Source organism: Streptomyces sp. RK9, from assembly GCF_045070545.1.
GTDB classification, from domain to species: Bacteria; Actinomycetota; Actinomycetes; order Streptomycetales; family Streptomycetaceae; genus Streptomyces; species Streptomyces alboflavus.
The window spans coordinates 1,069,313-1,091,239 of the sequence record NZ_CP173704.1 but is presented as its reverse complement, the minus strand read 5'-3'; the positions used below and the strand labels follow the sequence as shown (position 1 = coordinate 1,091,239).

23 protein-coding genes are annotated in these 21,927 nt (G+C 73.2%); 8 read left to right on the top strand and 15 right to left on the bottom strand.

Features of this window, described 5'->3' with window-relative positions:
• Positions 1-189: 189 nt before the first annotated feature.
• The gene (locus tag AB6L24_RS25030) at positions 190-1,086 is read right to left on the bottom strand and encodes a rhomboid family intramembrane serine protease (RefSeq protein ID WP_380843007.1); all 897 of its coding nucleotides are present in this window, start codon (positions 1,084-1,086) and stop codon (positions 190-192) included.
• Between the two features lie 139 nt (positions 1,087-1,225).
• Positions 1,226-1,759 (bottom strand): peptidylprolyl isomerase, encoded by a 534-nt coding sequence (locus AB6L24_RS25025; RefSeq protein ID WP_380843009.1) that lies wholly within the window; start codon positions 1,757-1,759, stop codon positions 1,226-1,228.
• 262 nt (positions 1,760-2,021) lie between these two features.
• Here AB6L24_RS25025 and AB6L24_RS25020 point away from each other — a divergent pair, with 262 nt between their 5' ends.
• A complete protein-coding gene (locus AB6L24_RS25020; protein WP_405658640.1) occupies positions 2,022-2,738 on the top strand; it encodes a DUF5324 family protein in 717 nt (238 codons plus the stop codon).
• A gap of 70 nt (positions 2,739-2,808) precedes the next feature.
• Here AB6L24_RS25020 and AB6L24_RS25015 read toward each other — a convergent pair whose 3' ends face one another.
• The 4 genes from AB6L24_RS25015 to AB6L24_RS25000 all read right to left on the bottom strand — a co-directional run bounded on the left by AB6L24_RS25015 (position 2,809) and on the right by AB6L24_RS25000 (position 6,989).
• Positions 2,809-3,525 carry an ANTAR domain-containing protein gene (locus tag AB6L24_RS25015; RefSeq protein WP_405658637.1) on the bottom strand — a complete coding sequence of 239 codons (717 nt, stop codon included), beginning with the start codon at positions 3,523-3,525 and terminating at the stop codon, positions 2,809-2,811.
• On the bottom strand, positions 3,522-4,385 hold the full coding sequence (locus AB6L24_RS25010; protein ID WP_405658635.1) for a GAF domain-containing protein: 864 nt from the start codon (positions 4,383-4,385) through the stop codon (positions 3,522-3,524). Before AB6L24_RS25010 ends, AB6L24_RS25015 begins: the two co-directional genes overlap by 4 nt.
• A gap of 157 nt (positions 4,386-4,542) precedes the next feature.
• On the bottom strand, positions 4,543-6,408 hold the full coding sequence (locus AB6L24_RS25005) for a CheR family methyltransferase (RefSeq protein ID WP_405658633.1): 1,866 nt from the start codon (positions 6,406-6,408) through the stop codon (positions 4,543-4,545).
• The gene (locus AB6L24_RS25000; protein ID WP_405663311.1) at positions 6,408-6,989 is read right to left on the bottom strand and encodes a chemotaxis protein CheB; all 582 of its coding nucleotides are present in this window, start codon (positions 6,987-6,989) and stop codon (positions 6,408-6,410) included. Before AB6L24_RS25000 ends, AB6L24_RS25005 begins: the two co-directional genes overlap by 1 nt.
• 270 nt (positions 6,990-7,259) lie before the next feature.
• On the opposite strand from AB6L24_RS25000, the gene AB6L24_RS24995 reads away from it, so the two are divergent.
• Positions 7,260-7,955: a M23 family metallopeptidase gene (locus tag AB6L24_RS24995; RefSeq protein WP_405658631.1), complete on the top strand. Its 696-nt coding sequence runs from the start codon at positions 7,260-7,262 to the stop codon at positions 7,953-7,955.
• 29 nt (positions 7,956-7,984) lie between these two features.
• Here the strand turns inward: AB6L24_RS24995 and AB6L24_RS24990 are convergent, their stop codons facing one another.
• On the bottom strand, positions 7,985-8,266 hold the full coding sequence (locus AB6L24_RS24990; protein WP_405658629.1) for a hypothetical protein: 282 nt from the start codon (positions 8,264-8,266) through the stop codon (positions 7,985-7,987).
• Between the two features lie 218 nt (positions 8,267-8,484).
• On the opposite strand from AB6L24_RS24990, the gene AB6L24_RS24985 reads away from it, so the two are divergent.
• Entirely contained in the window at positions 8,485-8,751 is a 267-nt protein-coding gene (locus tag AB6L24_RS24985; protein WP_405658626.1) for a chaplin, read from the top strand.
• 82 nt (positions 8,752-8,833) lie between these two features.
• On the opposite strand, the gene AB6L24_RS24980 is transcribed toward AB6L24_RS24985, so the two are convergent.
• From AB6L24_RS24980 to AB6L24_RS24945, 8 genes are all read right to left on the bottom strand, one after another.
• The gene (locus tag AB6L24_RS24980; protein WP_405658624.1) at positions 8,834-9,703 is read right to left on the bottom strand and encodes a tyrosinase family protein; all 870 of its coding nucleotides are present in this window, start codon (positions 9,701-9,703) and stop codon (positions 8,834-8,836) included.
• Positions 9,704-9,749: 46 nt separating this feature from the next.
• Positions 9,750-10,172, bottom strand: a complete 423-nt coding sequence (locus AB6L24_RS24975; RefSeq protein ID WP_405658621.1) for a tyrosinase cofactor — start codon at positions 10,170-10,172, stop codon at positions 9,750-9,752.
• Between the two features lie 25 nt (positions 10,173-10,197).
• Positions 10,198-10,860: a vitamin K epoxide reductase family protein gene (locus AB6L24_RS24970; RefSeq protein WP_405658618.1), complete on the bottom strand. Its 663-nt coding sequence runs from the start codon at positions 10,858-10,860 to the stop codon at positions 10,198-10,200.
• Entirely contained in the window at positions 10,860-11,363 is a 504-nt protein-coding gene (locus tag AB6L24_RS24965) for a DUF5949 family protein (protein WP_030360553.1), read from the bottom strand. The genes AB6L24_RS24970 and AB6L24_RS24965 overlap by 1 nt, the downstream gene beginning before the upstream one ends.
• 204 nt (positions 11,364-11,567) lie before the next feature.
• Positions 11,568-11,816: a chaplin gene (locus AB6L24_RS24960; protein WP_405658615.1), complete on the bottom strand. Its 249-nt coding sequence runs from the start codon at positions 11,814-11,816 to the stop codon at positions 11,568-11,570.
• 127 nt (positions 11,817-11,943) lie between these two features.
• Complete coding sequence (locus tag AB6L24_RS24955) at positions 11,944-12,222, bottom strand: hypothetical protein (RefSeq protein ID WP_405658613.1); 279 nt, start codon at positions 12,220-12,222, stop codon at positions 11,944-11,946.
• Positions 12,223-12,494: 272 nt separating this feature from the next.
• The gene (locus AB6L24_RS24950) at positions 12,495-13,166 is read right to left on the bottom strand and encodes a hypothetical protein (protein ID WP_405658611.1); all 672 of its coding nucleotides are present in this window, start codon (positions 13,164-13,166) and stop codon (positions 12,495-12,497) included.
• Positions 13,167-13,464: 298 nt separating this feature from the next.
• On the bottom strand, positions 13,465-13,704 hold the full coding sequence (locus AB6L24_RS24945) for a chaplin (RefSeq protein WP_087887727.1): 240 nt from the start codon (positions 13,702-13,704) through the stop codon (positions 13,465-13,467).
• 284 nt (positions 13,705-13,988) lie between these two features.
• Here AB6L24_RS24945 and AB6L24_RS24940 point away from each other — a divergent pair, with 284 nt between their 5' ends.
• Genes AB6L24_RS24940 through AB6L24_RS24920 form a run of 5 tightly spaced genes read left to right on the top strand, consistent with a single transcriptional unit; the run spans position 13,989 to position 21,768 of the window.
• On the top strand, positions 13,989-15,110 hold the full coding sequence (locus tag AB6L24_RS24940; RefSeq protein WP_405658609.1) for a DUF3344 domain-containing protein: 1,122 nt from the start codon (positions 13,989-13,991) through the stop codon (positions 15,108-15,110).
• 44 nt (positions 15,111-15,154) lie between these two features.
• Positions 15,155-16,831, top strand: coding sequence for a glycosyltransferase (locus AB6L24_RS24935; RefSeq protein WP_405658606.1), 1,677 nt, complete (start codon positions 15,155-15,157; stop codon positions 16,829-16,831).
• The gene (locus AB6L24_RS24930; RefSeq protein WP_405658604.1) at positions 16,828-18,489 is read left to right on the top strand and encodes a sugar transferase; all 1,662 of its coding nucleotides are present in this window, start codon (positions 16,828-16,830) and stop codon (positions 18,487-18,489) included. The genes AB6L24_RS24935 and AB6L24_RS24930 overlap by 4 nt, the downstream gene beginning before the upstream one ends.
• A 4-nt stretch (positions 18,490-18,493) precedes the next feature.
• Complete coding sequence (locus AB6L24_RS24925; protein WP_405658602.1) at positions 18,494-19,996, top strand: O-antigen ligase family protein; 1,503 nt, start codon at positions 18,494-18,496, stop codon at positions 19,994-19,996.
• Complete coding sequence (locus AB6L24_RS24920) at positions 19,993-21,768, top strand: lipid II flippase MurJ (protein ID WP_405658599.1); 1,776 nt, start codon at positions 19,993-19,995, stop codon at positions 21,766-21,768. The genes AB6L24_RS24925 and AB6L24_RS24920 overlap by 4 nt, the downstream gene beginning before the upstream one ends.
• Positions 21,769-21,927 lie beyond the last annotated feature (159 nt).

The following is a 21,927-nucleotide window of genomic DNA, read 5'->3' as shown; positions in this document are numbered from 1 at the left end:
CCGGCCCGCACACCCCTTGTCCCGCCTGGGAAAACCCGGATCGGCGACACAAGGAACACCCGTTCCCCACTTCGTGCACAAGATCGGGCACAGACTGTGGACAACACGGGTGCGGGCGCCGGTCCGCGCACGTCGCACACAGATCGGCCGACGAGCGCCGAGTGACACCCGCCGGCCGACCACCGCACATCAGGTGAGCTGGGCCGTCCTCAGCACCACGGTCACCACGATCACCGCGAACACCACCGCGCACGTCCCCCACTGCACCAGGGCCCGCCGCTCGCGCGGGGCGTGCACCATGCCGTACGCGATGGCCACGCCCGCGATCAGACCGCCGACGTGGGCCTGCCAGGCGATGCCGCTCCAGGTGAAGGTGAAGAGCAGGTTCAGCGCGAGGAGCGCGATGACCGGGCGCATGTCGTAGTTCAGGCGCCGCATCAGGACCGCCGTCGCGCCGAGCAGGCCGAAGATCGCGCCGGAGGCGCCGAGCGAGGCCTTGTCCGCGTCCTCCAGGAGATACGTGAGGGCGCTGCCGCCGAGGCCGGACAGCAGGTACAGCGTCAGATAGCGGGCCCGGCCGAGCGCCGCCTCCAGGGGACCGCCGAGCCACCACAAGCCCAGCATGTTGAACGCGATGTGCCAGATCTCCTGGTGCGTGAACATCGACGTGACCAGGCGATACGCCTGTCCGTCCGCGACGCCCTCGGTCGGCACGAAGGGGTGCGGCGGCCACTGGCCGATGAGCACCAGATCGCTGAGCAGGCTGTCGCCGCGCACCCGGACCGCGACGAACACCAGCAGGTTGATCGCCAGGATGATCTTCGTGAGCAGCCGGGGGTCCTGGGCGATGGTGCCCCCCGCGAGCGTGCGCGGCTGGCTGGCCGCGGGCGAGTGCCCGGTGCCCGAGCCGCCCCGGACGCACTCCGGGCACTGGAAGCCGACCGAGGCGCTGATCATGCACTCGGGGCAGATCGGCCGCTCGCAGCGCGTGCAGGTGATGCCGGTCTCCCGGTCCGGATGCCGGTAGCACGTCGGCGGGCCCTGCGCGTCCCGCGGCTCCTGCGGGCTCCCTGGCGCCTGGTCCATTGCGGTCCCCTCATTCTCCGTACGAAGGTGGCGTGGCGAACGCGCCGCCCCGCCCTTCCTGTACGGATGGGCGGGGCGGTTTGGTTCCCTCGGGGAAGGGGCCGCGCGGGCGCCGTCCCCGGAGAGCTCGCGTCGGCGCTCAGCCCTCGCGCGTCTCGATGACGACGGACTCGATCACGACGTCGTTGACCGGGCGGTCGGTGCGCGGGTTGGTCTGGGTGCCGGCGATGGCGTCCACGACCTTCTTGCCGGCGTCGGTGGAGACCTCGCCGAAGATGGTGTGCTTGCGCGTCAGCCAGGCCGTCGGCGACACCGTGACGAAGAACTGCGAGCCGTTGGTGCCCGGGCCCGCGTTGGCCATCGCGAGCAGGTAGGGCTTGTCGAAGGCCAGGTCCGGGTGGAACTCGTCCTCGAACTCGTAGCCCGGGCCGCCGGTGCCGTTGCCCAGCGGGTCGCCGCCCTGGATCATGAAGCCGCTGATCACCCGGTGGAAGACGGTGCCGTCGTACAGGCGGTCCGAGGACTTCTTGCCGGTCGCGGGGTGCACCCACTCGCGCTCGCCCTGGGCGAGCTCAACAAAGTTCTTGACCGTCTTGGGCGCGTGATTCGGCAGGAGCCGGATCTCGATGTCGCCCTGATTGGTCTTCAGGGTGGCGTAAAGCTGCTCGGCCACGATCTGCCTTCCGTTGTCCTCTGTGACCCTCCGATCCTCGCACGGACCGGTTTGCGACGAGTAGCCACCGACTGGGCGCGCGCCGCGGGGATCCGTGGCATTGTCGACGACAAGCTCCGCTCGTACCGAATTGGTCGAGTTCACCGGGAGCGGCCGATGACCCGGATGCCCGCCCTCGCATGCCCCGGTTCCGTCCGGCAGGCATGATCCCGGAAAGGGTGGAAAGGTGACATACCTATACGCCACCAAGGAGGAGGATCCCGTGACCCGCAAAGAGAGCGTGCGCGCCGCGGCCGACTCGGCGAAGGAGAGCGTGCGGCACGCCGCGGACGCGGTGGCCCCGTACGCGGACAAGGCGGCCGAGGCCAAGGACAAAGCCGCGCACCTGGCGCAGGAGGCCCGGGCACGGCTTGCGCCGAAGGTGTCGCACGCCGCCCACACGGCCGCCGATCAGGCCCGCGTCCAGTTCGACGCGCATGTCGCACCGCGCGTGGAGCAGGCCCGCAGCCATGTGCCGCCGAGGGTCGACCACGCGGCGCACGAGGCCGCCGTCCGCACCCGCAGGGCCGCGCGTCAGGCCGCCGACTTCTCGAAGCCCCGCGTCGAGCACGCCGTGGCGGCGGCCGGACCGGTCCGCGAGGAGGCCGCGTCCCGCGGTGCCGCGGCGCTCGCCGCGCTGCGCGGGCAGGTCTCGCCCGAGCAGATCGAGCACCTGGCCCGCCGGAACGAACGCCGTGCCCGCGCCGGGCGTCTGGCCAAACGGCTCGCCGTCCTCGGCGTGCTCGCGGCCGGCGCCGTCGCCGTGTGGAAGTGGTGGGACAAGCAGGCCAACCCGGACTGGCTGGTCGAGCCCCCCGCGGCCACGGAGGTCCCCGACCGGGCCCCGCTGACCTCGGTCGACGGCAGCGCCCAGGCCTCCCTGGACCCCGAGGTCCAGGCGAAGCAGGCGGAGGCCGAGGGGCGCGACGAGCGGGGCTGAGCCCCGGGGGCCCGCCGGGTGCGTGCATGCCCCCACGGAGCCCAGGAACGGTCAGTGGTGGAGGGGCGGCTCACAGGACGAGCCGCCCCTCCACCACATCCCGTGCCACCTCTGTCAGCTTCCGCTGCCGCGCACGCGCGTGCCCGCGGAGCATCGCGAAGGCCTCGTCCAGGGAGAGCGACCGCTGGGCCGCGAGCACGCCCTTGGCCTGCTCGATGCCGACGCGGCTGGTCAGGGCGTGCTCCAACTGACCGGTCAAGGTGCGGCTGCGGTCGAGTTCGAGCTCCCTCAGCAGGGCGATGGTCACGATGTCCGCGAGGGACTGGCCGAGCGCCAGCGCCTCGTCGGTGATCGGCGCCTCCTCGCTGCCGAAGAGGACCAGCGCACCGATGACCTGGTCACGTCCGCGCAGGGGCCGCGCCGCGACCTCCGTGTAGCCGAGAGCGAGGGCGCGGGTCACATAGTGCGGCCAGCGGTGCCGGGCGGCCGAGCCCTTCAGGTCGGTCCTCGGCAGCGGGATCCCGGTCGCCCGGCAGTGCGGGCCGGGCCCCTGGCCCCGGTGGTGCGCGTCGAGGACCAGCTCTCTGGCCCCGTCCTCGGACGCGTAGACCTCGCCGGACCCGGTGCCCGCGGAGGCGAACAGGACACCGCAGGCGCGTGCTCCCGCGAGCTCCCTGCTGTGCGCCGCGAGCGCGGTGAGCAGGGCAGCGGGTTCGATCGGCATGGCGGAGTTGCCTCCGGCCAGTTCCACGAAGATGTCAGCCAGATGTTGCCGTGGCGTCGTCATGACGGCCCTTCCGGGGTGAGCTTGAGTTCACCAGCCACGATTCCCCGCGCGTACGTCTCCAACGGCACCCCGAGTGTGAAGGCGCGGGCCTTGATGAGCGCCAGCGCGTCGTCGACGCGTCGGCTGATGTGCACGGACAGCACTCCCGCCGCCTGCTGCACGACCTCCCGATGGTCGGTCCCGCCGTACAGCTCGGGGTCGGCGTCCGGGTCGAGGAGCACCGTGCGGGTCAGCGCCCCGACGATGTCCGCGAACGCCTGGGTGCCGACGAGCCCGGGACGCGGGTCGAACACCGCGAGCGCGCCGAAGCAGCGACCGGTGGTGTCGAGGGGCGCGGCGGCGACCTCGCGGATGCCGAGCGCGGTGAGGGCGGGGCCGTAACAGGGCCAGCGCTGCTCGATCGCGTCGCGCGAGGCGACGACGAGCCGGCAGTGGGCCGTGGCGTCCCTGGTGGGGCCCTCACCGAGCATGAACTCCAGGTCCTGGGCGGCACGCGCCGGCTCGCTGGACGCGGCGACGGCGAGCTGGCTGTGGTCGGCGGCGACCAGCGTGAGGGCCGCGCTGCTGGTGCCGCACGCCTCGGCGACGCCGGTCATGAACTGCGGCCTGCCCCCTTGTCCCCGCCGCCAGCCCGTGAGGTTGTGCGCGAAGGCCTCCTGCAGCCGTGCCGACGAGCGGTGGCAGTCCGCCGTCGAGTGCAGCATCGTGGCGATCTGCACGTGCACGTCGCTGCCGGACTCCACCGCCTTCTGTTCGTACCGCTCGGCGGCTTCTTCGGCGCTCCGTGCGCGCTCCCGCGCGCGTGCCGCACGGCGCCATGCTGCCGCCGCGTGTTCGGCGGAGCCATCGCCCGTGGTCATATCCAGCAGCGTACGCCCGGAAATTGGCCCGGAGGAGGCGGTTTCGGGCTTCTCCACCCGATGGCCGGGGCTGCGCCATCGGGCCAGGAGACACCTGGAGCAGCGGTACGTGCGAAGACAGAAGCGCGACTACCGATCCCGTCCGAGAACGCCCACGTCAGCCGGTGGAGACGTCCGGAGCCTCCTCCATGAGCAGCACCACGCCCCCGTGATGACCGTCGAACGACGAGCACACCACGTTGCACACGATGGGACGGCCGATGCGGCTCACGGCGCGGACCGCGGCCGTGTCGGTGCGCTTGCCGGTGTCGATGCACACCTGGATGACCGACCTCAACTCCTCGGTGGGCAGACCGAAGTCGAGCTTGAAGAAGACCTTGTCGGCCACCTCGTCGGCGCGCAGGCCCCACAACTCGGCGGCGCCGCGGTTCCAGCTCTTGACCCGTTTCTCCCCGTCGAGGACGACCACGCCCGCGGCGACGCTGCTCATCACGCCTTCGAGGAAGGCGCGGGCCTCGTCCAGCTCCTCGCTGCGGATGCGCATCTCCTCGTTCATCGTCTCCAGTTCCTCGTTGCCGGACTGGAGCTCTTCATTGGTGGTCTCCAACTCCTCGTTGGTCGACTGGAGTTCCTCGTTGGTGGTCTCCAGCTCCTCGATGCTCGACTGGAGTTCCTCGTTCGTCGTCTCCAGTTCCTCGTTGGTCGACTGGAGTTCCTCGTACGCCGTCTCCAGCTCTTCGCGTACGCGCTTTATCTCGGACTTGAGCTGGGTGGTGACCGTGACGTCGGTGAACGTGATGATGGTGGCCGCGGCCAGGCCGGTGGGGCCGGTGAGGGGCTGGATGAGGATGTCGAAGTACTGGACGTCCTCGCCCACGCGCCGCTCGACGCGGTTGACCCGCAGGGTTCTGCGCTCGTGCGTCGCCTGCTCGATCAGGGAGCGCAGCTCGACGGGGCGGTAGGAGATCTCCAGGTCCTGGAAGGGACGGCCGAGGTCGTTGGTGGTGAGGGCGAACTGCACCCGGGCGCTGCTGTTGATCAGGGCGACCGTGCCGTCGGCGTCGACCGCGACGGCCGGGATCGGGATGGCGTCGAGGAGGAGGTCGCGCGTCTGCCGGTTGCGCGCCACCGTGCGCTGTTCGGCGCCCGCGATGGCCCTGATCTTCGGCGGTGCGGGCTGGTAGGGCGGCCCGGCGTCGCCCGGCCTGCGCCGGAAGACGCGCTGGCGCATGCTGACCACCTCGAAGCGGTCGGCGTCGTTGAGGAGCATCTCGGCCTTGCCGAGGAAGAGATAGCCGTTCTCGCGCAGCGCGAAGTGGAAGCGGTCCACGATCTGGGTCTGCGCCTCGACGTTGAAGTACATCAGCGTGTTGCGGCAGACCAGCAGGTCGAGGCGGGAGATGGGGGCGTCCCGGGTCACGTCGTGCCGCCCGAAGATGACCCGGCGCCGCAGATCAGGCCGGAAGCTGTACTGCGCGCCGTTCAGCTCGAAGTACTTCTCCCGCAGCTCCACGGGCAGCGCCTCCAGCGACTTGGCGCTGTAGAGGGCGGCGCGGGCGTCCCGCAGCGCCTCCTCGTCGACGTCCGTGCCGTAGATCTTGACGCGGTTGAGGCACTCCTCGACACCGAGCGCCTCGGCGAACATGATCGCCAGGGAGTAGGCCTCCTCACCGCTGGAGCAGCCCGCGCTCCACACCCGGATCTCGTCCTGCGGCTCCTTGTCGCCGAGGACCTCGGGGAGGACCTCGCGCTGCAGGAACGTCCACGCGTCCGGGTCGCGGAAGAGGGAGGTGACGTTGATGAGGATGGTGTTGAACAGCGCGCTGAACTCGTCCGCGCTGGTCTCCAGGCGGTCGCGGTAGTCCGCGTACGACGTCACATCGATGTCGGACATCCGCTTGCGGATCCGGCGTCCCAGGGAGGAGCGCTTGTATCCGGTGAAGTCGAAGCCGCGGGCGTCCCGCAGGAAGCCGAGGAGTTCCTCCAGTTCCTCGTCCGTCTCTGCGTCGTGCAGGTCACCCATCACTGCCTCTTGTCCTCGACGAGCCCGCGGATGATCGCGGCGATCTCCTCCAGGGGTAGCACGAAGTCCACTGCGCCCGTACCCACGGCAGCCGCGGGCATGCCACTGAACTCGGCCGATCTCGGATCCTGCACGATGACGGTACCGCCGCGCGACTTCACCGCGGTGACGCCCATCGCCCCGTCCCGGCCCGTCCCCGTCAGGACGCACGCGATCGCCCGGTGCCCGTACGCGCCCGCCACCGACTCGAAGAGCAGGTCGGCCGAGGGACGCACGAAGTGTACGAGGGCGCTCCTTGACAGCGTGAGCACACCCGCCGCGTCCACCAGGAGGTGCCGGTCGGGCGGGGCGATGTACACGGTGCCGGGCCGCGCCGACTCGTCCTGTTCCGCGAGCTTCACGGCAAGGCCGGTGCGCCGGCCGAGCACCTCGGCGATGACCGTGCGGTGGCGGGGGTCCAGGTGCTGGACGAGGAGGACGGGCACCGAGAGCTCGGGGCCGAGGGCCTCGAGCAGCACGGCCACACCGTGCACGCCACCGGCCGATGCGGCTATGGCCACGACCGAGAAGGCAGCTTCCAGGCCCTCCGTGCACGCGTCTGCCGGCTGCTCCGCCGGCTGATGAGCCGTCACGCGGTCGAGCCTAGCGTGGGCCGGATGCCGACAGGGCGGGCACGAGGACACGAACGGCCCCCCGCGGCCGTCACCCTCCCGGGGACACCGCCGCACCCGGCACCCGGCAGCCCCACCGGGCACACCGCCCCCACGAAGGGCGGCGCGCCCGGCACCCCCTTACGCCATGCGGAGCAACCGGCCGTGCGGCCCGCTCCCGTCCCGCGTGTCCTTGCAGGTATGGGCTACGGCATAGACGGCCCGCGCGAAGCGGGCACCACACGACGGGACGCGCTCGGTCTGGCCGCGGGACTGCTGGCCGGCGGCGCGCTGACAGCGGCGACGGCGACCCCCGCGGCGGCGGACGACGACGAATGGGCCGCGCCGGGGGAGGAGTGGGCTCCCGAGGCCGAGGACTGGTGCGTCGCGGACTTCGACGAGGAGTTCGAGGCCGACCTCTTGGCCGCGGAGGCGCTGCTCCCCGAGGAGGACAGCCGGAGCCTCGGTGTTCCGGGCAAGCCCACGGGCAGGTACACCCGGCCGCTGCGCCGCCGCTACCGCGTCACCTCGCGCTACGGCGTGCGCGGCAACTGGGCCGCCGGGCACCACACCGGAATCGACCTGGGCGTGCCGCGCGGGACCCCGGTGTACGCGGTGACCGGCGGAGTCGTCGTGCTCGCCCGCTGGTCGGGGGCGTACGGCAAGGCGGTGACGGTGCGGATGCCGGACCGGCACTACGTGCTGTTCGCGCACCTCTCCCGGATCTCGGTGCGCCAGGGCCAGCGCATCCGCACCGGCGCCCGCATCGGCTACAGCGGCGCCACCGGACGTGCCACGGGCCCGCACCTCCACCTGGAGATACGGGCCCGGCGCGGCTACGGCTCGGACATCAACCCCGTCTCCTACCTGGCCAGGCGAGGGGTACGGCTGCTGTAGGCGGCTTGTCCGCGAGCTTCGGCCGCGGGCTACTGGACGGCGGGCACCGCGTTGGTCACGGGCGCCACCAGGTCGGTGAGCTGGTGCAGTTGGTGCAGCTGGTGCAGGCCGCCCAGCTGGCTGGCGACCGTGGGCACCTGGTGCCGGTGCTCGGCGGGGATGCCGGAGGTCTGCAGTTCGTCGATCGTGTCCAGGACGGAGATCTTGGACGCGGTCGACGCGTCGGTGGACGCGTGCGCGGCGGGCGCGGCCAGAGCGGCGGCACCGGCGGCGAGGGAGACGGCGGCCATGAGTCGGCGTGCTGATGTCATGCCCTCACAAACGCCCGGGCGCGGTGAAGGATACGGCTCGCCGACCGCTGTCACTCAGGAAGCGCACGCCGACCCGAGGTGTTCTCCGGCATTTCTCGCCCCCTCGTACGACACGAATACGCAAAGCCTCACCCGGCGTGACTTCGTGTCAAGAACGTGCGTTAGAGGGACACGGCCGTCCCTTTGCGGCCGTATTTCCCCAGTCAAAGGAGAACGTGATGTCTCGCATCGCGAAGGCAGCCGCCGTGACGCTCGGCGCGGGTGCCGTCGTACTCAGCGGTGCCGCGCTTGCCTCGGCGGACGCGGGCGCGCAGGGCAAGGCCGTCGGCTCCCCCGGTGTGCTCTCGGGCAACCTGATCCAGGTCCCCGTCAACGTTCCGGTGAACGTCTGCGGCAACACCGTCGACGTCGTCGGCCTGCTGAACCCGGCGTTCGGCAACCAGTGCGCCAACAAGGGCGACATGCACGGCGGCTACGGCAAGTGACGCCGAGGCGAAGCCCCCGGCTGCGGCCGGGGGCTTCGCTGTGTGCGCGGGCCGCCCGCGCGGGCGGTGCGAACGTGTCCGGTCACTCGGCGTACCGGTAGACCGCCTTGTGGCTGAGCATGTCCTGCGGCGTCGTCCGCCACGGCGGCATCGGCTCACGGCGCGCCACGATGCGCCGGTACTGCGCTTCGCCGAGGGTGGGCGGCTTGGCCGGCAGGAACGGGGCGGAGTCGGGGCGCTGCCGCTGCCACCTGCTCCACAGCAGGTCCACGAAGGCGTGGTTCAGCCAGAAGACGGGGTCGTTGACGGAGGCGCCGCCGAGCATGTGCCCGCCGACCCACCGGTGCACCCGGTTGTGGTTCTGCCAGCGCGCGCTTCCGCTCTCCTCCGTCCAGCCCTCCAGGCGGTTGCGGAAGCCGCGCCGCGAGGTGGAGTCCCACGGCTCGACGTCGTACACCGTCTCCGCCATCGCCCAGTCCACGTCGCGGCGGGTCGGCAGCTCCAGCGGGGCGGCGCGGCGCCCGAGGTCGCGGGTGAGGAAGTCCCCGTCGGTGACGGCCTCCTTGACGACCCAGCCGTTGCCGCGGGCGAAGGGACCGGTCATGACCCGCCGGTCGGAGCGCCGGCCGTTGCCGCCCATCAGGTCCTCGCCCCACAGCGACCCGGCCGGGCTGCGGTCCTTCGTCCAGTCCCAGTACGGCACGGTGACGCTGTCGTCGACGCGGCGCAGGGCCCGCTCGAAGTCGAGCAGGAAGCGGCGGTGCCAGGGCAGGAAGGTGGGCGTCATATGGGCGACACGCAGCCGGTCGTCGCCGTCGGAGACGTAGAAGTCGATGTGCGTGCGCACGAACTCGTCGTACTCGCCCCGGCGTTTGAGGCGCAGCACGGCGTCGACGAACCGGCGCCGCTCGGCCCGGCTGAGGCTGTTCTGGTTCTTGCGCGTGTAGGCCATGGCAGTCGCTGTCCGTCCGTATCTCCGGTCCCGGTGCGGGCGGGGCTCAGTGGAGTCGACCGCTCAGGGTCTGGTACGAGCCGAGTTCGTCGACCGCGCCGCGGGCGGCCGCCAGGGGCGTCGCGTACGACTGGTAGTGGTCCACCATGCTCAGATAGCTGCCGTCGGCGCGGCGCATCAGGCCGAGCGGCTGCCCGTCGACGGTGACCCGCCAGCCGTCGGGCCCGTGCTCGCGCTCGCCCGTCGTGGGCTCGCCCTGGATGCGCCGGCCGCGGTACGTCTCGTCGAACCCGGGCCCGCCCGGCGCCCCCGGCAGCCCCTCCCGCTCGTCCTTCTCACGCAGCCCGCGAAAGGCGCCGATGGCTCCGAGGGCCGCCGCGGCCGCGACGGCGATCAGATGACGGCGCGTCAGCCGGTTGGCTACGCTGACTCTGCGTACGGACGACACCGCGGCATTCTCCTCCCGCACGGGGACGCTTTCGACGAAATCGCGGTCAGCTCATCCAGAAATCCCACCAACGGGTGAGAATCAGCATGCCGATGACGCCCGCGTGCAGCACCGGGAGAACCCAGGTGAAGTCATTCATGAACGTACGCAGCCACGCGGGCGCGGGCAGAAGTCCATGGCGCACATTGTGCGAGGTCACGTACCAGAACATGAGGATCGTGGCGGCCCACGCCAGACAGCACCACAGGCACAGCGCGTTGACACGGTAGAACGACTGGAATTGCAGCCAGGTGCAGAATCCGACGCCGAAGAGCGTGCCCGCGTTGAACGTCAGCCAGTACCAGCGGGGCAGGCGGGCCCCGGCGAGGAGGCTCACGCCGACGCAGAGGACGACGGCGTACGCGGCGAGGCCGAGCAGCGGGTTGGGGAACCCGAACACCGCGGCCTGCTCGCTCTTCATGATGCTGCCGCAGGACACCACCGGGTTCATGCTGCACCCGGGGACGTAGTCCGGGTCCTTCAGGAGCCGGAGCTTGTCGAGGGTGATGACCCAGGAGGCGAGCAGCCCCGCCGCCGCCGTGAGCACGAGCAGCAGGGCGAGGCCGCGCCCGCCCCCGGCCGTCCGGGAGTTCTCCGGCCGGGGGGCGGTGGCGGGCCGGGCTCCGGAGACCTGCGCCGGTACCCGTCCCGTGGTCGCGACGGTGCGCATCAGGCGCGCAGCCTGCGCACGGGCAGCAGGCAGTGGGCCGCGTTCAGCATGGTGTCCTCGGACCCGGCGAAGTCGCGCAGCGCCTCCTCGGAGACGGGGCTGCCGGGCTTGCCCTCGGGCCAGGCCACGGTGGTGATCATGAAGTAGGCGTGGCCGCGCTGTTCGACGGCGGCGAGCCACTCGGGCGGGACGACGCACTGCGCCTTGACGTGGGGCATGTTCACGACGGCCTGCTCGGCCTCGACGAGGAGGCTGACCGGCAGGGAGGGGGTGCGGGCGCCGTCGAGGACGGGTCCGCCGAGGGGCAGTTGCTCGTTGCGCAGGAGGGTGCGCATGGCCTCGGCCGTGGCTTCGGGTCCGCCTTCGGCGTCGCCCAGGGAGTAGGCCAGGAGGAAGGCCATGTCCTGCTCGTCCTCCGGGTGTTCGCCGCTCCAGGCGAGGACGGCGAGGGTGCCGAGGTCGGTCACCCGGAAGGTGCGCTGTTCGTTGGAGGTTGAGGTCATGGGCTGCACGCTATAGACGCGTGGGGGCCGCCCGAATCCCTTTGTCACCTGTCTGGCGGAGCGCGGAAACGGCATCACACGATGGGGTCAGCACGCCCTCGGACTTGACGTGCCCGGTCCGCCGACGACGAAGGGCCGGTCCCGGCGGTGTGTCGCCGGACCGGCCCTTTCGCCTCCGGGTGCGGAGGCGTCCCCGAGGGGCTTTCAGTCGTTGACGGACGAGTTGCCGAACGCCGGGTTGAGGGCGCCGATCAGGTTGGCCGTGTTGCCGGAGACGTTCACCGGGACGTGCACCGGGACCTGGGCGAGGTTGCCGGAGCCGACACCCGGGGAGCCGACCGCGGCGCCCTCGGCGCTGGCGCCGTCACCACTGGCGAAGGCGCTGCCGGACGCGGCACCCGCGGCGAGTCCGGCGGCGGCGATGACGAGTGCGGCCTTCTTGACATTCTTCATGATCAAAACCTTTCCTTGGGTTTACGCCAGCCTATGGACATGAATGCGGAAAGCTTCGCAATAACACGCCCACACGTTCTCGCCCCTCATTCCCCCATTACGCGAAGGCTCGGTGAGGGGAAGTCCACTACTTCTGGAGCGGAAGTCCACCGAGCAGCTTCGCGGGACCGCCGCCCTGGTTCACACCCTCCGCGGCGTCCGTGACGGTGTTGACGACGGAGTCCTTGTTCTCGGTGTCCAGCATGTTCGTGCTGACCGGCTTGGTGTCCAGCATCGACTGGCCGAGAACGGTCTCCAGGCCGCCGTTCAGGCTGGTGGGCGTCAGGTCGCTGGCCATGGCGGGCGCGGCGACACCGGCGACGGCCATCGACCCGGCCAGGACAGCGGCAGCCTTGAGGGACTTCATCGTGTTCCTTTCTTCGGCGACTTCGATCGCCTATGGGGGCACCGTTCAGGCAGCGAATGCCTGTCTCTCGAGTTCACTACGCCTAACGAGCGCAGGACGCTGCGGAAACCCCTGAGAGGAAACTTCCCCCGGCCCGCACGGATGAATAAAGGCCGCCATTTCTCATATCAACAGGCGTATTTTCAGACGGGGTTGACGAAGACGGGGTTGACGAAGCCACCCGCCGCTCCGGGGTACGGGAGCGGCGGGTGGCGAAGGTGCGGGGCGCGGCCTCAGACCGGGAGCTTGGGCAGCGGCAGCGCGTCGGTCGGCAGCTTGGGCAGCGCGGGCAGGCCGGGCAGGTTCGGCACCGGCAGGCCGCCGCCGAGGACGGTGGCGACGACGACGTTGACCAGGCCGGTGACGACCGCGGTCGCCGCCGGCAGGACGGCCGTCGGGTCGCCGCCGGTGACGGCCTTGAGGAGGGTGTCGACCGCCTTCTGCAGCGCGGCCAGGGCGTCGCCCTTGAGGTCCATCGGCGCCTGGGCGGCCGGCGCGCCGCCCAGCGGGAGCTGCGGGGTCGCCGGGAGCTGCGGGGTGGCCGGGAGCTGCGGGGTGGCGGGGAGTTCGGCGCCCTTGGGGGCCGCCGCCGTGACCGCGGCGATCGCGGTCTTGACGGCGTCCCCGAGCTTCGTGGCGTCCGCCGCCGGAAGCTGGCCGTTGTCCGCCTTGAGGGCGGCGTCGAGCAGGTCGGTGACCGGCTTGAGGACGCCGCCGATGTCGCCGAGCGTCTTCACCTGCGCCAGGAGCGCGTCGGCGCCGGGCACGGGCGCCTGCGGCGCGGCCGCCGCGGCCTCGCGCGCCGTGTCGTCGTGGGTCGCGGCATAGACGGGGCCCGCGGTGCCGAGGAGCAGCGCGGTGCACAGGAAGGTGGTCGCGATGCGCCGTACAGGCAGAGCTCGCATGGGTCAGTTCCCTTTCGGTGGTGCGTCAGATCCTGTGATCACCGTCTAAACGGCACCCACTGTCCGCAACCGAGCGACCACGCACTGTGGCGTGTCGCTCTCGGGGAAACCGGCATCGGCGCAGGTGAGAAGGAAGGGCGGCGGGCGCCCGACGACCCGCCGTACGGACGTCCATACGGGGTACCGGAGTACTCCGACCGGATGCGCGCGCACACGAAGCGGCGGCCGCCCCCGGGACCGGGGACGACCGCCGCTGTGCCGACTGTGCGTCAGGCGCTGTACGCCGAACGGCCGTACGTCAGTCGTTGACGCAGGTGTTGCCGAACGCCGGGTTCAGCAGACCGATGACGTTGATGCTGTTGCCGCACACGTTGACGGGAACGTGCACCGGCACCTGGATGGCGTTGCCGGAGACGACGCCGGGGGAGTGGGTGGCCGCACCCTGCGCGCCACTGTCGGCGGCGGCGACACCGGCGCCACCCGCGACGGCTGCGGCGGCGACGGCGGAGAGGGCGAGGGCCTTGCTGGTACGCGACATGGAGTACTGCTCCTTGTTCCGATGCTGGTGATGCTGAAAGCCGTGCGTGATGCCCGGTGTGGGGATCAACTGAGTTCCCCGACCGTCGGTTGTGCGCCCAGATGAGTGATGTCTTGCTCGCGGTTCGGCCACACGCTTCACCAATCCGACACACGCCACCAAGTCATCAGAAACTCCCGCAATAAACGCTACTGTTGCGCTTCCTTCTGAGTCTATTTCCGTCATACGCGCTCAGATCCACACATTTAATGCGATTAACCGCACCGTGGAAGGCCAGTGCCGTCATGCGTCATCTTCTGGGCCCGCGTCGTGTGCTCGCCGTCCTGCTCGCCCTCACCGGGTGCCTCTCGCTGACCGGCACCGGCACCGCGGCCCCGGGCACAGACACCGCCGCCACCGCCGCCCCCGCGGGCGAGAAGCCCCGCATCGCCTTCGCACAGCGCTACCACGCGGTCCAGCACGGCGGGATCGTCCGGGCCGCCAACTCGGCGATCACCTGCCGCCGCCCGGTGTCCCGCGCGGCGGCCCCGTGCGCGGACGTGCGGCGCGGCGGACCCGGCGCGAACCACGACTTCGAGATGTTCTACACGGACATCGACCGCGACCCGAACACGTACAACTCCAGCGCGGGCGAGGTCCGCCTTCCCGCCGGGTCCCGGGTCTCGTACGCCCGCCTGTACTGGGGCGGCAACCTCCGCGTCGGGGAGCAGAAGCCGCCCAAGGACAACGGCCGGGTCCTGATCGCCGAGCCCGGCGGCAGCTACCGCGCCGTCCTCGCCGACACCCTGACCGGCCACCGGGTCGCGGGCGGCGCGGACGCGTTCCAGGCGTCCGCCGACGTCACCTCGCTGGTCCGCGGCTCCGGCTCGGGGCTCTACACGGTCGCGCAGGTCAATGTGGCGATGGGGCACTCCAAGGCCGGGGCGTGGGGCGGCTGGACGCTGGTCGTGGCGTACGAGAACGCGGCGCTGCCGAAGCGGTCGCTCGCGCTGTGGGACGGGTTCGACTCGTTCGGCGTGCCGGGGCAGCGGCACACGGTGCGGATGAAGGGCGTTCCCGTGGCGCCCGGTGCGGCGGGCGGCGGGGTCGTCGAGCTCGTCGCGTACGACGGCGACCGGGGCGTGCGCGGGGACGCGGTGCACGTGTCCGCGGGGCGCGGCAGGCCCGTGCCGCTCTCGGACCGCGCCAACCCCGCCGACGACGTACTGAACTCGACCGTCAGCGAGCCCGGCCGGCCGGCCCGCAGGAGCCCGGCGTACGCCAACACCCTGGGCTACGACTCCGACGTGCTGCGCCTGCCCGACCGGCTGCGCGGACAGCGCGGCGACTTGACGGTGCGGATGTCCGCGCGGCGGGACGCGGCCTGGACGGGTGTGCTCTTCGCCGCCGTCGACGTGAAGCGGTAGCGCGTATTCCGTCGTCCTGACCCTAGGAACTCAAGGAGTCGTGCATGCAACTGCCGTCGAACTCCTCCCCCGCGCCGCGCGTCCTGCACGTCAGCCAGCCCGTCGACGGCGGCGTCGCCCGCGTCGTCACCGACCTCGTCAGGGCGCAGCGCGCCGCGGGCATCGACGTGCACCTGGCCTGCCCCGACGGCGGCACCCTCGCCCGCTCGGCGGCGCCCGTGCCCGTGCACCCGTGGGCGGCCGCCCGCTCCCCCGGGCCCGGCCTGCGCGCCGAGGTGCGCGACCTCGCCCGGATCGTGGACGCCGTCCGGCCCACCCTCGTGCACGCGCACAGCGCGAAGGCGGGGCTCGCGGCCCGGGTCGCCGTGCGCGGGCGCGTACCGACCGTCTTCCAGCCGCACGCCTGGTCGTTCGAGGCCGTCGACGGCAGCGTCGCGCTGCTCGCCCGCACCTGGGAGCGGCACGCGGCCCGCTGGACGGCCCGCACCCTGTGCGTCAGCGAGGCGGAACGGGACACCGGCCGCCGCGCGGGCATCACGGGGCCCTGCTCCATCGTGCCGAACGGCATCGACCCGGAGCGGTTCGTCCCCGCCGACCGGCGCGCGGCGCGCGCGGGGCTGCTTGCGGCGGGGGGCGGCTTGTGGGGTGTGGGCGGTACGGGTGGGCCGGATGGGTTCGGTGGGCCGGATGGGTTCGGTGGGCTGGACGGGTTCGGTGGGCTGGACCGGCCGGGCGCACTGGGCACGCCGGACGGGCTGGACCTGCTGGACGAGCTGGGTGGGCCGGGCGCTCCCCGGGTGCTGGACGCCCCCTGGGTCGTCTGCGTCGGTCGGCTGTGCCGCCAGAAGGGGCAGGACGTGCTGCTCCGCGCCTGGCCGACGGTGGCCGCGCGCGTGCCGGGGGCCCGGCTCGTGCTGGTCGGCGACGGACCCGACGCGGAGACGCTGCGGGCGGGGCTGGATGAGGCGGGGCTCGGTGAGGCGGGGCTCGGTGAGGCGGGGCTCGGTGAAGCGGGGCTCGGTGAAGCGGGGCTCGGTGAAGCGGGGCTCGGTGAAGCGGGGCTCGGTGAGGCGGGGCTCGGTGAAGCGGGGCTGTCGGCGGGGGCGTGCGACGTGGTGGGGGTGCGGGCGGGGGCGCACGACGCGGAAGGAGCGCGGGCAGGACTCACTGACGCGACAGGGCTGCGGGCGGGGGCGCTCGGCACGGCGGAGGCACGGGTGGGGCCCGCTCACGCGACAGGGCTGCCGACCGGGCCGCCCAGGACAACCGGCTTGCGGGCAGGCCCGCCTGACGCCGGGTCGGCCGCGGCGGCCCGCTCCTCCGTGATGTTCGTGGGCGCGGCCGAGGACACCGCGCCCTGGTACCGGGCGGCCGACGTGGTCGTCCAGCCGTCCCGCTGGGAAGGCATGGCGCTCGCGCCCCTGGAGGCCATGGCCTGCGCCCGGCCCGTCGTCCTCACCGATGTGGACGGCGCCCGCGAGAGCCTGCCGCCCGCGCACCACGCCCACGCCCTGGTCCCGCCCGAGGACCCGGACGCGCTGGCCGACGCCCTGACGGCCCTGCTGCGCGACTCGGCCCTGCGGGAGTCCCTGGGCACACAGGGGCGCGCGCACGTCCTCGACCACCACGACGTGCGCCGTACGGCGGCCGCGGTCGAAGCGGTGTACCGCGAACTTCTGGGCCCGGCGCCCACCGAGCACAGGGAGTGCAGCACCACGTGAGCGCGGAACGTACCGTCACCTCGGCGTCCGGACACCCACGGCAGGACGAGCGGCACCGCACCGGGCCGCTCGTCGTAGCTCCCCGGGGAGCACCGGCCGGCAGCGCCGGACGCCGCGGCGGACCGCCCGTCCACCGCGGCCACCGGGCCCTCGCCCCGCTCACCGCCGACGCGTTCGCCGCCGTGACCGCCGCCCTGCTGCTCCCGGACCCGTACCGCTCCCCGGCCCTGCTCGCCCTGCTCCTCATCGGCGTCCTCGCCCTCAACACCCAGGGCGGGCTGTACGAGGACACGCTCGCACCGTCCGTCCTCGACGAACTGCCCGCCCTCGCCTGGCGGATCGCCCTCGCCTGGTGCGCCGCCGCGGTCCTCGCCCTCGCCCTGACCCCGGCGCTCGCCCCGGCCGTCCCCCCGTGTCCGCCGGTGCCCCCGGCCACCCTGCTCACCGCGGCCGCGCTGCACGGCGTGCTCGGCGCGGGCGGCCGTGCCCTCGCGCACTGGCACCGCAGGGCGGCGGCCGCGCGCAGGCCCCGCCCCGTCCTGGTGCTCGGCCACGGCGGCCAGGCACGGAGCGTGGCGGCGGCCCTGCTGCGGCGGCCGCGGTGCGGGGTGCGGCCGGTGGGGGTGGTGGGGGAGTCGGGGGAATCGGGGGACTACGAGTACGGGAACCGTACGGATTACGCCGACTACGCCGATTACGCCGATCGCGCGGACGAGTTCGAACGGGGTGCGGGGCCCGGCGGCGGGCCAGGTGGTGGACCTGGCGGGCCCGGCGGCGGCTCCGGCAGCGGGCCCGGCGGCGGCTCCGAGCAGCACGGGGACGCCGCGCCCGAACTCCCCCTGCTGTCCTCCGAGGACGAACTGCACCGTGCCGTCATCCAGAACGACGTCCGCGCCGTCCTGCTCCTGTCCGGCCGCGCCCCCGCCGACGACGCCCGCGCCGCCGCCCTGCGCTCACTCGGCTGCGAGCTGTGGGAGGTCGACCCGCGCGGCCCGGCCGTGCCCGCGCCGCGCGACCGCGCCCGCCCCCTGTTCGTGGCCGGATTCCGCTGCCGCCCGCTGGTGGCCGCCGACCGGCCGCGGCCGAGCGCGGGCAAACGGGCCCTCGACATCGCCGTGTCCGGCACCCTGCTCCTGCTCACCGGGCCGCTGCTGCTCGCCTGCGCGCTGGTGCTCCGCGCCACGGAGGGCCCGGGTGTGGTGTTCCGCCAGGAGCGCGTCGGCAAGGACGGACGGCTGTTCACGCTCCTGAAGTTCCGCACCCACCGCCCCGCCGACCCCCAGGAGTCGGCCACCCGGTGGAGCGTCGCCGACGAGCACCGCATGAGCCCCTTCTGCCGGTTCCTGCGCGGCACCTCGCTGGACGAGCTGCCCCAGCTGTGGAACGTGCTGCGCGGCGACATGAGCCTGGTCGGACCGCGCCCCGAACGCCCCTTCTTCGTCGACCGGTTCAGCCTGCGCCACCCGCAGTACGCGTACCGCCACCGGATGCCGACCGGCATCACCGGCCTCGCCCAGATCCACGGTCTGCGCGGGGACACCTCCATCGAGGACCGGTGCCGCTACGACAACGCGTACATCGACAGCTGGTCGCTCTGGCAGGACCTGTGCATCCTGCTGCGCACGGTCGGATGCCTGCTGCGCCGCACGGGGAGCTGATCGCGTGGACCAGGCCCTGCCGCACCCGCGTACCTCGCTGCCCCCCGCCCTCCGCCACGCGGCCACCGTCCTCCCCGTCATCCCCGTAGTCGTCCTCCTCGCCCTCCTCGCGCTCCCCCTCCCGGCGGGCGACGGCTCCGGAGGCACCCCCGCCGACGCGTTCTCCGCGCTGGTCGTCGGCTGTGCCCTCGTCCATGTGGTCCGCTCCGCGCGCCGCCCCCTGACCCGGAGCGCCGCCGTGGTCGTCGGCCTGCCCGTCGTCGGCATCGCCGCGGCCGCGTGCGCCTCCTCGTCGGCGGCGACCGGGGTCACCGGGGCCGCGCGTTACCTCCAGGTCTTCGTCCTCGTCCCCGCTGCCGTCCTCGTGCTGATCCGGGACGCCCGCCAATTCCGGGTGCTCGCCTGGGCGTTCGTCGGGCTCGCGCTGTTCCAGGGCGCGCTCGGGGTGCACCAGAACCTCACCGGGACCGGGGCGTCGTACATGGGCGCGGACATCCGGGCGGTGGGCACGTTCGGGCCGACGGACGTCATGGGGATGGCGACCGTGGTGTCGTACGGGCTGATCGCCGCGCTCGCCCTCGCCTTCCGGCCGCACGCGCCCCGGCAGCGGGCCGCCGCGCTGACCTGCGCGGGGCTGCTGACCGTGCCGCTCGCGCTGTCGTTCAGCCGGGGCGCGTGGATCGCGACGGTGGCGGCCTGCGGGGTGGTCCTGCTGCTCGCCGGGGCGCGGCACGCGCTGCGGGCCGCGCTCGTGGGGGCGGCGGCGGGCGTCGTCCTGGTGGCCGGGCTCGGCCTCGGCTCGCAGCTGCTCCAGGACCGCCTGACCAGCATCACCGACGTCACGGACGCCCCCGACCAGTCCGTCACCGACCGGTACGCGATGTGGGCGGCCTCCGTCGACATGTGGCGGGACCACCCGGTGACCGGCGTCGGCCTCAAGGGCTTCCCCGAACACCGCGACAGCCACGCCTCCCTGGCCCTGTCCTCCGGCAGTGACACGGCGGGCGCGGGCGCCGAGTTCCGCCGCCAGCCGCTGCTGTCCCCGCACAACATGTACCTCCTCGTCCTCGCCGAACAGGGACTCCTCGGCCTGCTCACCCTCGCGGGCAGCTGGCTCGCGCTGCTGGTGTGCGCGGTGCGCGGGTGGACGCGGGTCCGGCCCCGGCACGGCCGGGCGGGCGCCGGGGCAGGCCGGGCGGGGGGCAGGGGAGAGCCGCTCGACTGCGCCCTCGTGGCCTGCGGCCTGCTGGTCTGGCAGCTCGTCGACTTCATGTACGCCGACATCGGCGGCCCGTCCACGGTGCTCACGGCGGTGGCGCTCGGCGGGTGCGCCTGGTGGGCGCTGCGGGGGCGGGGGGAGTGCGAGGGGGGCGCGGAGGGCTCGGCGCGCGTCTCCGGCGTGGGGTACGCGGACGGGGCCGATGCGGTGGGCGGGGCCGACTCCCCGTGTGGGAGCGGGAGTTCGGACGGGGCGGGCGTGTCGCGGGCCGTGGCGGGGGTGCGATGACGACGTTGCCGGGCACGGAGGCGGGGGCGGGGGCCGAGACGGTTCCGGGCGCGGCGGTTCCGGGCGCGACGACCGCGGACGCCGCTCCGGCGAAGAGCGCCCCGAGCCCGGCCGGAGCCACCGCATCCGCCGGGCCGGACCCCACCCCCCGTACAGACACACCCCCCGGCACCGACTCCGGCACCGACCCCGGCAACGCCTTCCTCGCCAAGGCCGCCGTCGTCACCGCCGTCCTGACCGTCGCCGGGTCCCTCCTCGGGCTCGTGCGCGACCAGGTGCTCGCGCACTTCTTCGGGGCCGGGAGCGCCACCGACGCGTTCCTGGTGGCCTGGACCGTGCCGGAGATGGCGGCGACGCTGCTCATCGAGGACGGGCTCGCCTTCTTCCTGGTGCCCGCGTTCAGCCTGGCGCTCGCGCGGCGCGCGGCGGCTGAAGGGGCCGGGGGACCCGATCCGGTACGCGCCCTGGTCGCCGCCTCGCTGCCGAGGATGACCCTGTGGTTCGTGGGCGCCTGCCTCGCGATCGTCGTCGCGGCCCCGCTCCTGGTGGCCGCGCTCGCGCCGGGCCTGCCGGACCCCGGGCTCGCCGTGGACTGCACCCGGCTGACGGCGACCTGTGCCCTGAGCTTCGGGCTCGCCGGGTACTGCAGCGCGGCCCTCCGCGCCCACCAGCGCTTCGCCGCGCCCGCCGCCGTGTACGTCGTCTACAACACCGCCATCATCGCCACCCTGTTCCTGCTCGCCGCGCCGCTCGGCGTGCGCGCGGCCGCGGTGGGGGTGGCCCTCGGCGGCGTCCTGATGGTGGTCGTGCAGGCGCCTTTCCTGTGGCGGCAGTTGCGGCTGCGGGGCGCGGCGGGGGCGGCGGGGCGGCAGGCGCCTCGGGGGGAGCAGGCCGTACGCCTGGAGACGGCCGTCATCTGGACCGTGCTGCTGTTCGCGCTGTGCCGCCAGTCGCAGGTGCTCATCGAGCGGTTCCTCGCGTCCTCGCTGCCCGCCGGGGCGATCTCGCATCTGAACTACGCGCAGAAGGTCGCGCAGATGCCGATGGTCCTGTCGCTGATGCTGTGCACGGTCACCTTCCCGGTGGTCGCGCGGGCCCTTGCCGCGGGCGAGACCGAGCGCGCCCGTGACCGGGTCGAGCGGGACCTCGTGCTCGCCGGGTGCGTGGTGCTCTGCGGCGCCGCGACGATCGTCGCCGTCGCGCCCGACCTGGTCCGACTCCTCTTCCAGCGCGGCGCGTTCACGGCGGCGGACACCGCGGCGACGGCGGCCGTCATGCGGGTGTACGCCATCGGGCTGCTCGGCCACACGCTGGTGGGCGCCCTCGCCCGCGCCCACTTCTCCGTCGGCCGGGCCACCTGGGCGCCGCTGGCCGCGATGGGCGTCGGCATCCTCACGACGGCCGGGACCGGCTTCCTGACGGTGGGCACGTGGGGCGTGTACGGCATCGCGGGCGCCAACGCAGCCGGGATCTGCGTCACGGCGGTGCTCCTGCTGCACGCACTCGGGCCGCGCGCCGTCCCCCTGCGCACGCGCGCCGTCACCGGGCAGCTGGGCCGCCTCACCCTCGCGGCCGCGTGCGCGGCGGGTCTCGGCGCCTGGTGCGCCCACCACGTCGGCCCACCCGTGGCCGCGGTGGCGACGGGCGGCCTGGCGGTGGGGGTGTCGTTCCTGGCGGCCGGGTGGGGGCTCGGCGTACCGGCTCTGCGCGCCGCGACCGCGCGCCTCAGCGCCCCCAGCTCCGCCACACGAAAGCGACGCCATGACAGCTGACTTCACGCGATCCGGGAGACCTGAGCGCCCCGGCGACCGGACGCCGTCCGGGGAGCCCACCCGATCCGCCGACCGCCCCGCGCGACCAGACGACCCCGAGCACCGCACCTGCCCTCCCACCCCCGACCCGCACCCGGGCGACCGCCCGAACCCCGACCA

Excerpts from the sequence above, each read along its gene's own strand:
- AB6L24_RS25030 (WP_380843007.1), bottom strand. The coding sequence starts at position 1,086 with ATGGACCAGGCGCCAGGGAGCCCGCAGGAGCCGCGGGACGCGCAGGGC.
- AB6L24_RS25015 (WP_405658637.1), bottom strand. The coding sequence starts at position 3,525 with ATGACGACGCCACGGCAACATCTGGCTGACATCTTCGTGGAACTGGCC.
- AB6L24_RS25010 (WP_405658635.1), bottom strand. The coding sequence starts at position 4,385 with ATGACCACGGGCGATGGCTCCGCCGAACACGCGGCGGCAGCATGGCGC.
- AB6L24_RS25005 (WP_405658633.1), bottom strand. The coding sequence starts at position 6,408 with ATGGGTGACCTGCACGACGCAGAGACGGACGAGGAACTGGAGGAACTC.
- AB6L24_RS24995 (WP_405658631.1), top strand. The coding sequence starts at position 7,260 with ATGGGCTACGGCATAGACGGCCCGCGCGAAGCGGGCACCACACGACGG.
- AB6L24_RS24990 (WP_405658629.1), bottom strand. The coding sequence starts at position 8,266 with ATGACATCAGCACGCCGACTCATGGCCGCCGTCTCCCTCGCCGCCGGT.
- AB6L24_RS24985 (WP_405658626.1), top strand. The coding sequence starts at position 8,485 with ATGTCTCGCATCGCGAAGGCAGCCGCCGTGACGCTCGGCGCGGGTGCC.
- AB6L24_RS24980 (WP_405658624.1), bottom strand. The coding sequence starts at position 9,703 with ATGGCCTACACGCGCAAGAACCAGAACAGCCTCAGCCGGGCCGAGCGG.
- AB6L24_RS24970 (WP_405658618.1), bottom strand. The coding sequence starts at position 10,860 with ATGCGCACCGTCGCGACCACGGGACGGGTACCGGCGCAGGTCTCCGGA.
- AB6L24_RS24965 (WP_030360553.1), bottom strand. The coding sequence starts at position 11,363 with ATGACCTCAACCTCCAACGAACAGCGCACCTTCCGGGTGACCGACCTC.
- AB6L24_RS24960 (WP_405658615.1), bottom strand. The coding sequence starts at position 11,816 with ATGAAGAATGTCAAGAAGGCCGCACTCGTCATCGCCGCCGCCGGACTC.
- AB6L24_RS24955 (WP_405658613.1), bottom strand. The coding sequence starts at position 12,222 with ATGAAGTCCCTCAAGGCTGCCGCTGTCCTGGCCGGGTCGATGGCCGTC.
- AB6L24_RS24950 (WP_405658611.1), bottom strand. The coding sequence starts at position 13,166 with ATGCGAGCTCTGCCTGTACGGCGCATCGCGACCACCTTCCTGTGCACC.
- AB6L24_RS24945 (WP_087887727.1), bottom strand. The coding sequence starts at position 13,704 with ATGTCGCGTACCAGCAAGGCCCTCGCCCTCTCCGCCGTCGCCGCCGCA.
- AB6L24_RS24940 (WP_405658609.1), top strand. The coding sequence starts at position 13,989 with ATGCGTCATCTTCTGGGCCCGCGTCGTGTGCTCGCCGTCCTGCTCGCC.
- AB6L24_RS24935 (WP_405658606.1), top strand. The coding sequence starts at position 15,155 with ATGCAACTGCCGTCGAACTCCTCCCCCGCGCCGCGCGTCCTGCACGTC.
- AB6L24_RS24920 (WP_405658599.1), top strand. The coding sequence starts at position 19,993 with ATGACGACGTTGCCGGGCACGGAGGCGGGGGCGGGGGCCGAGACGGTT.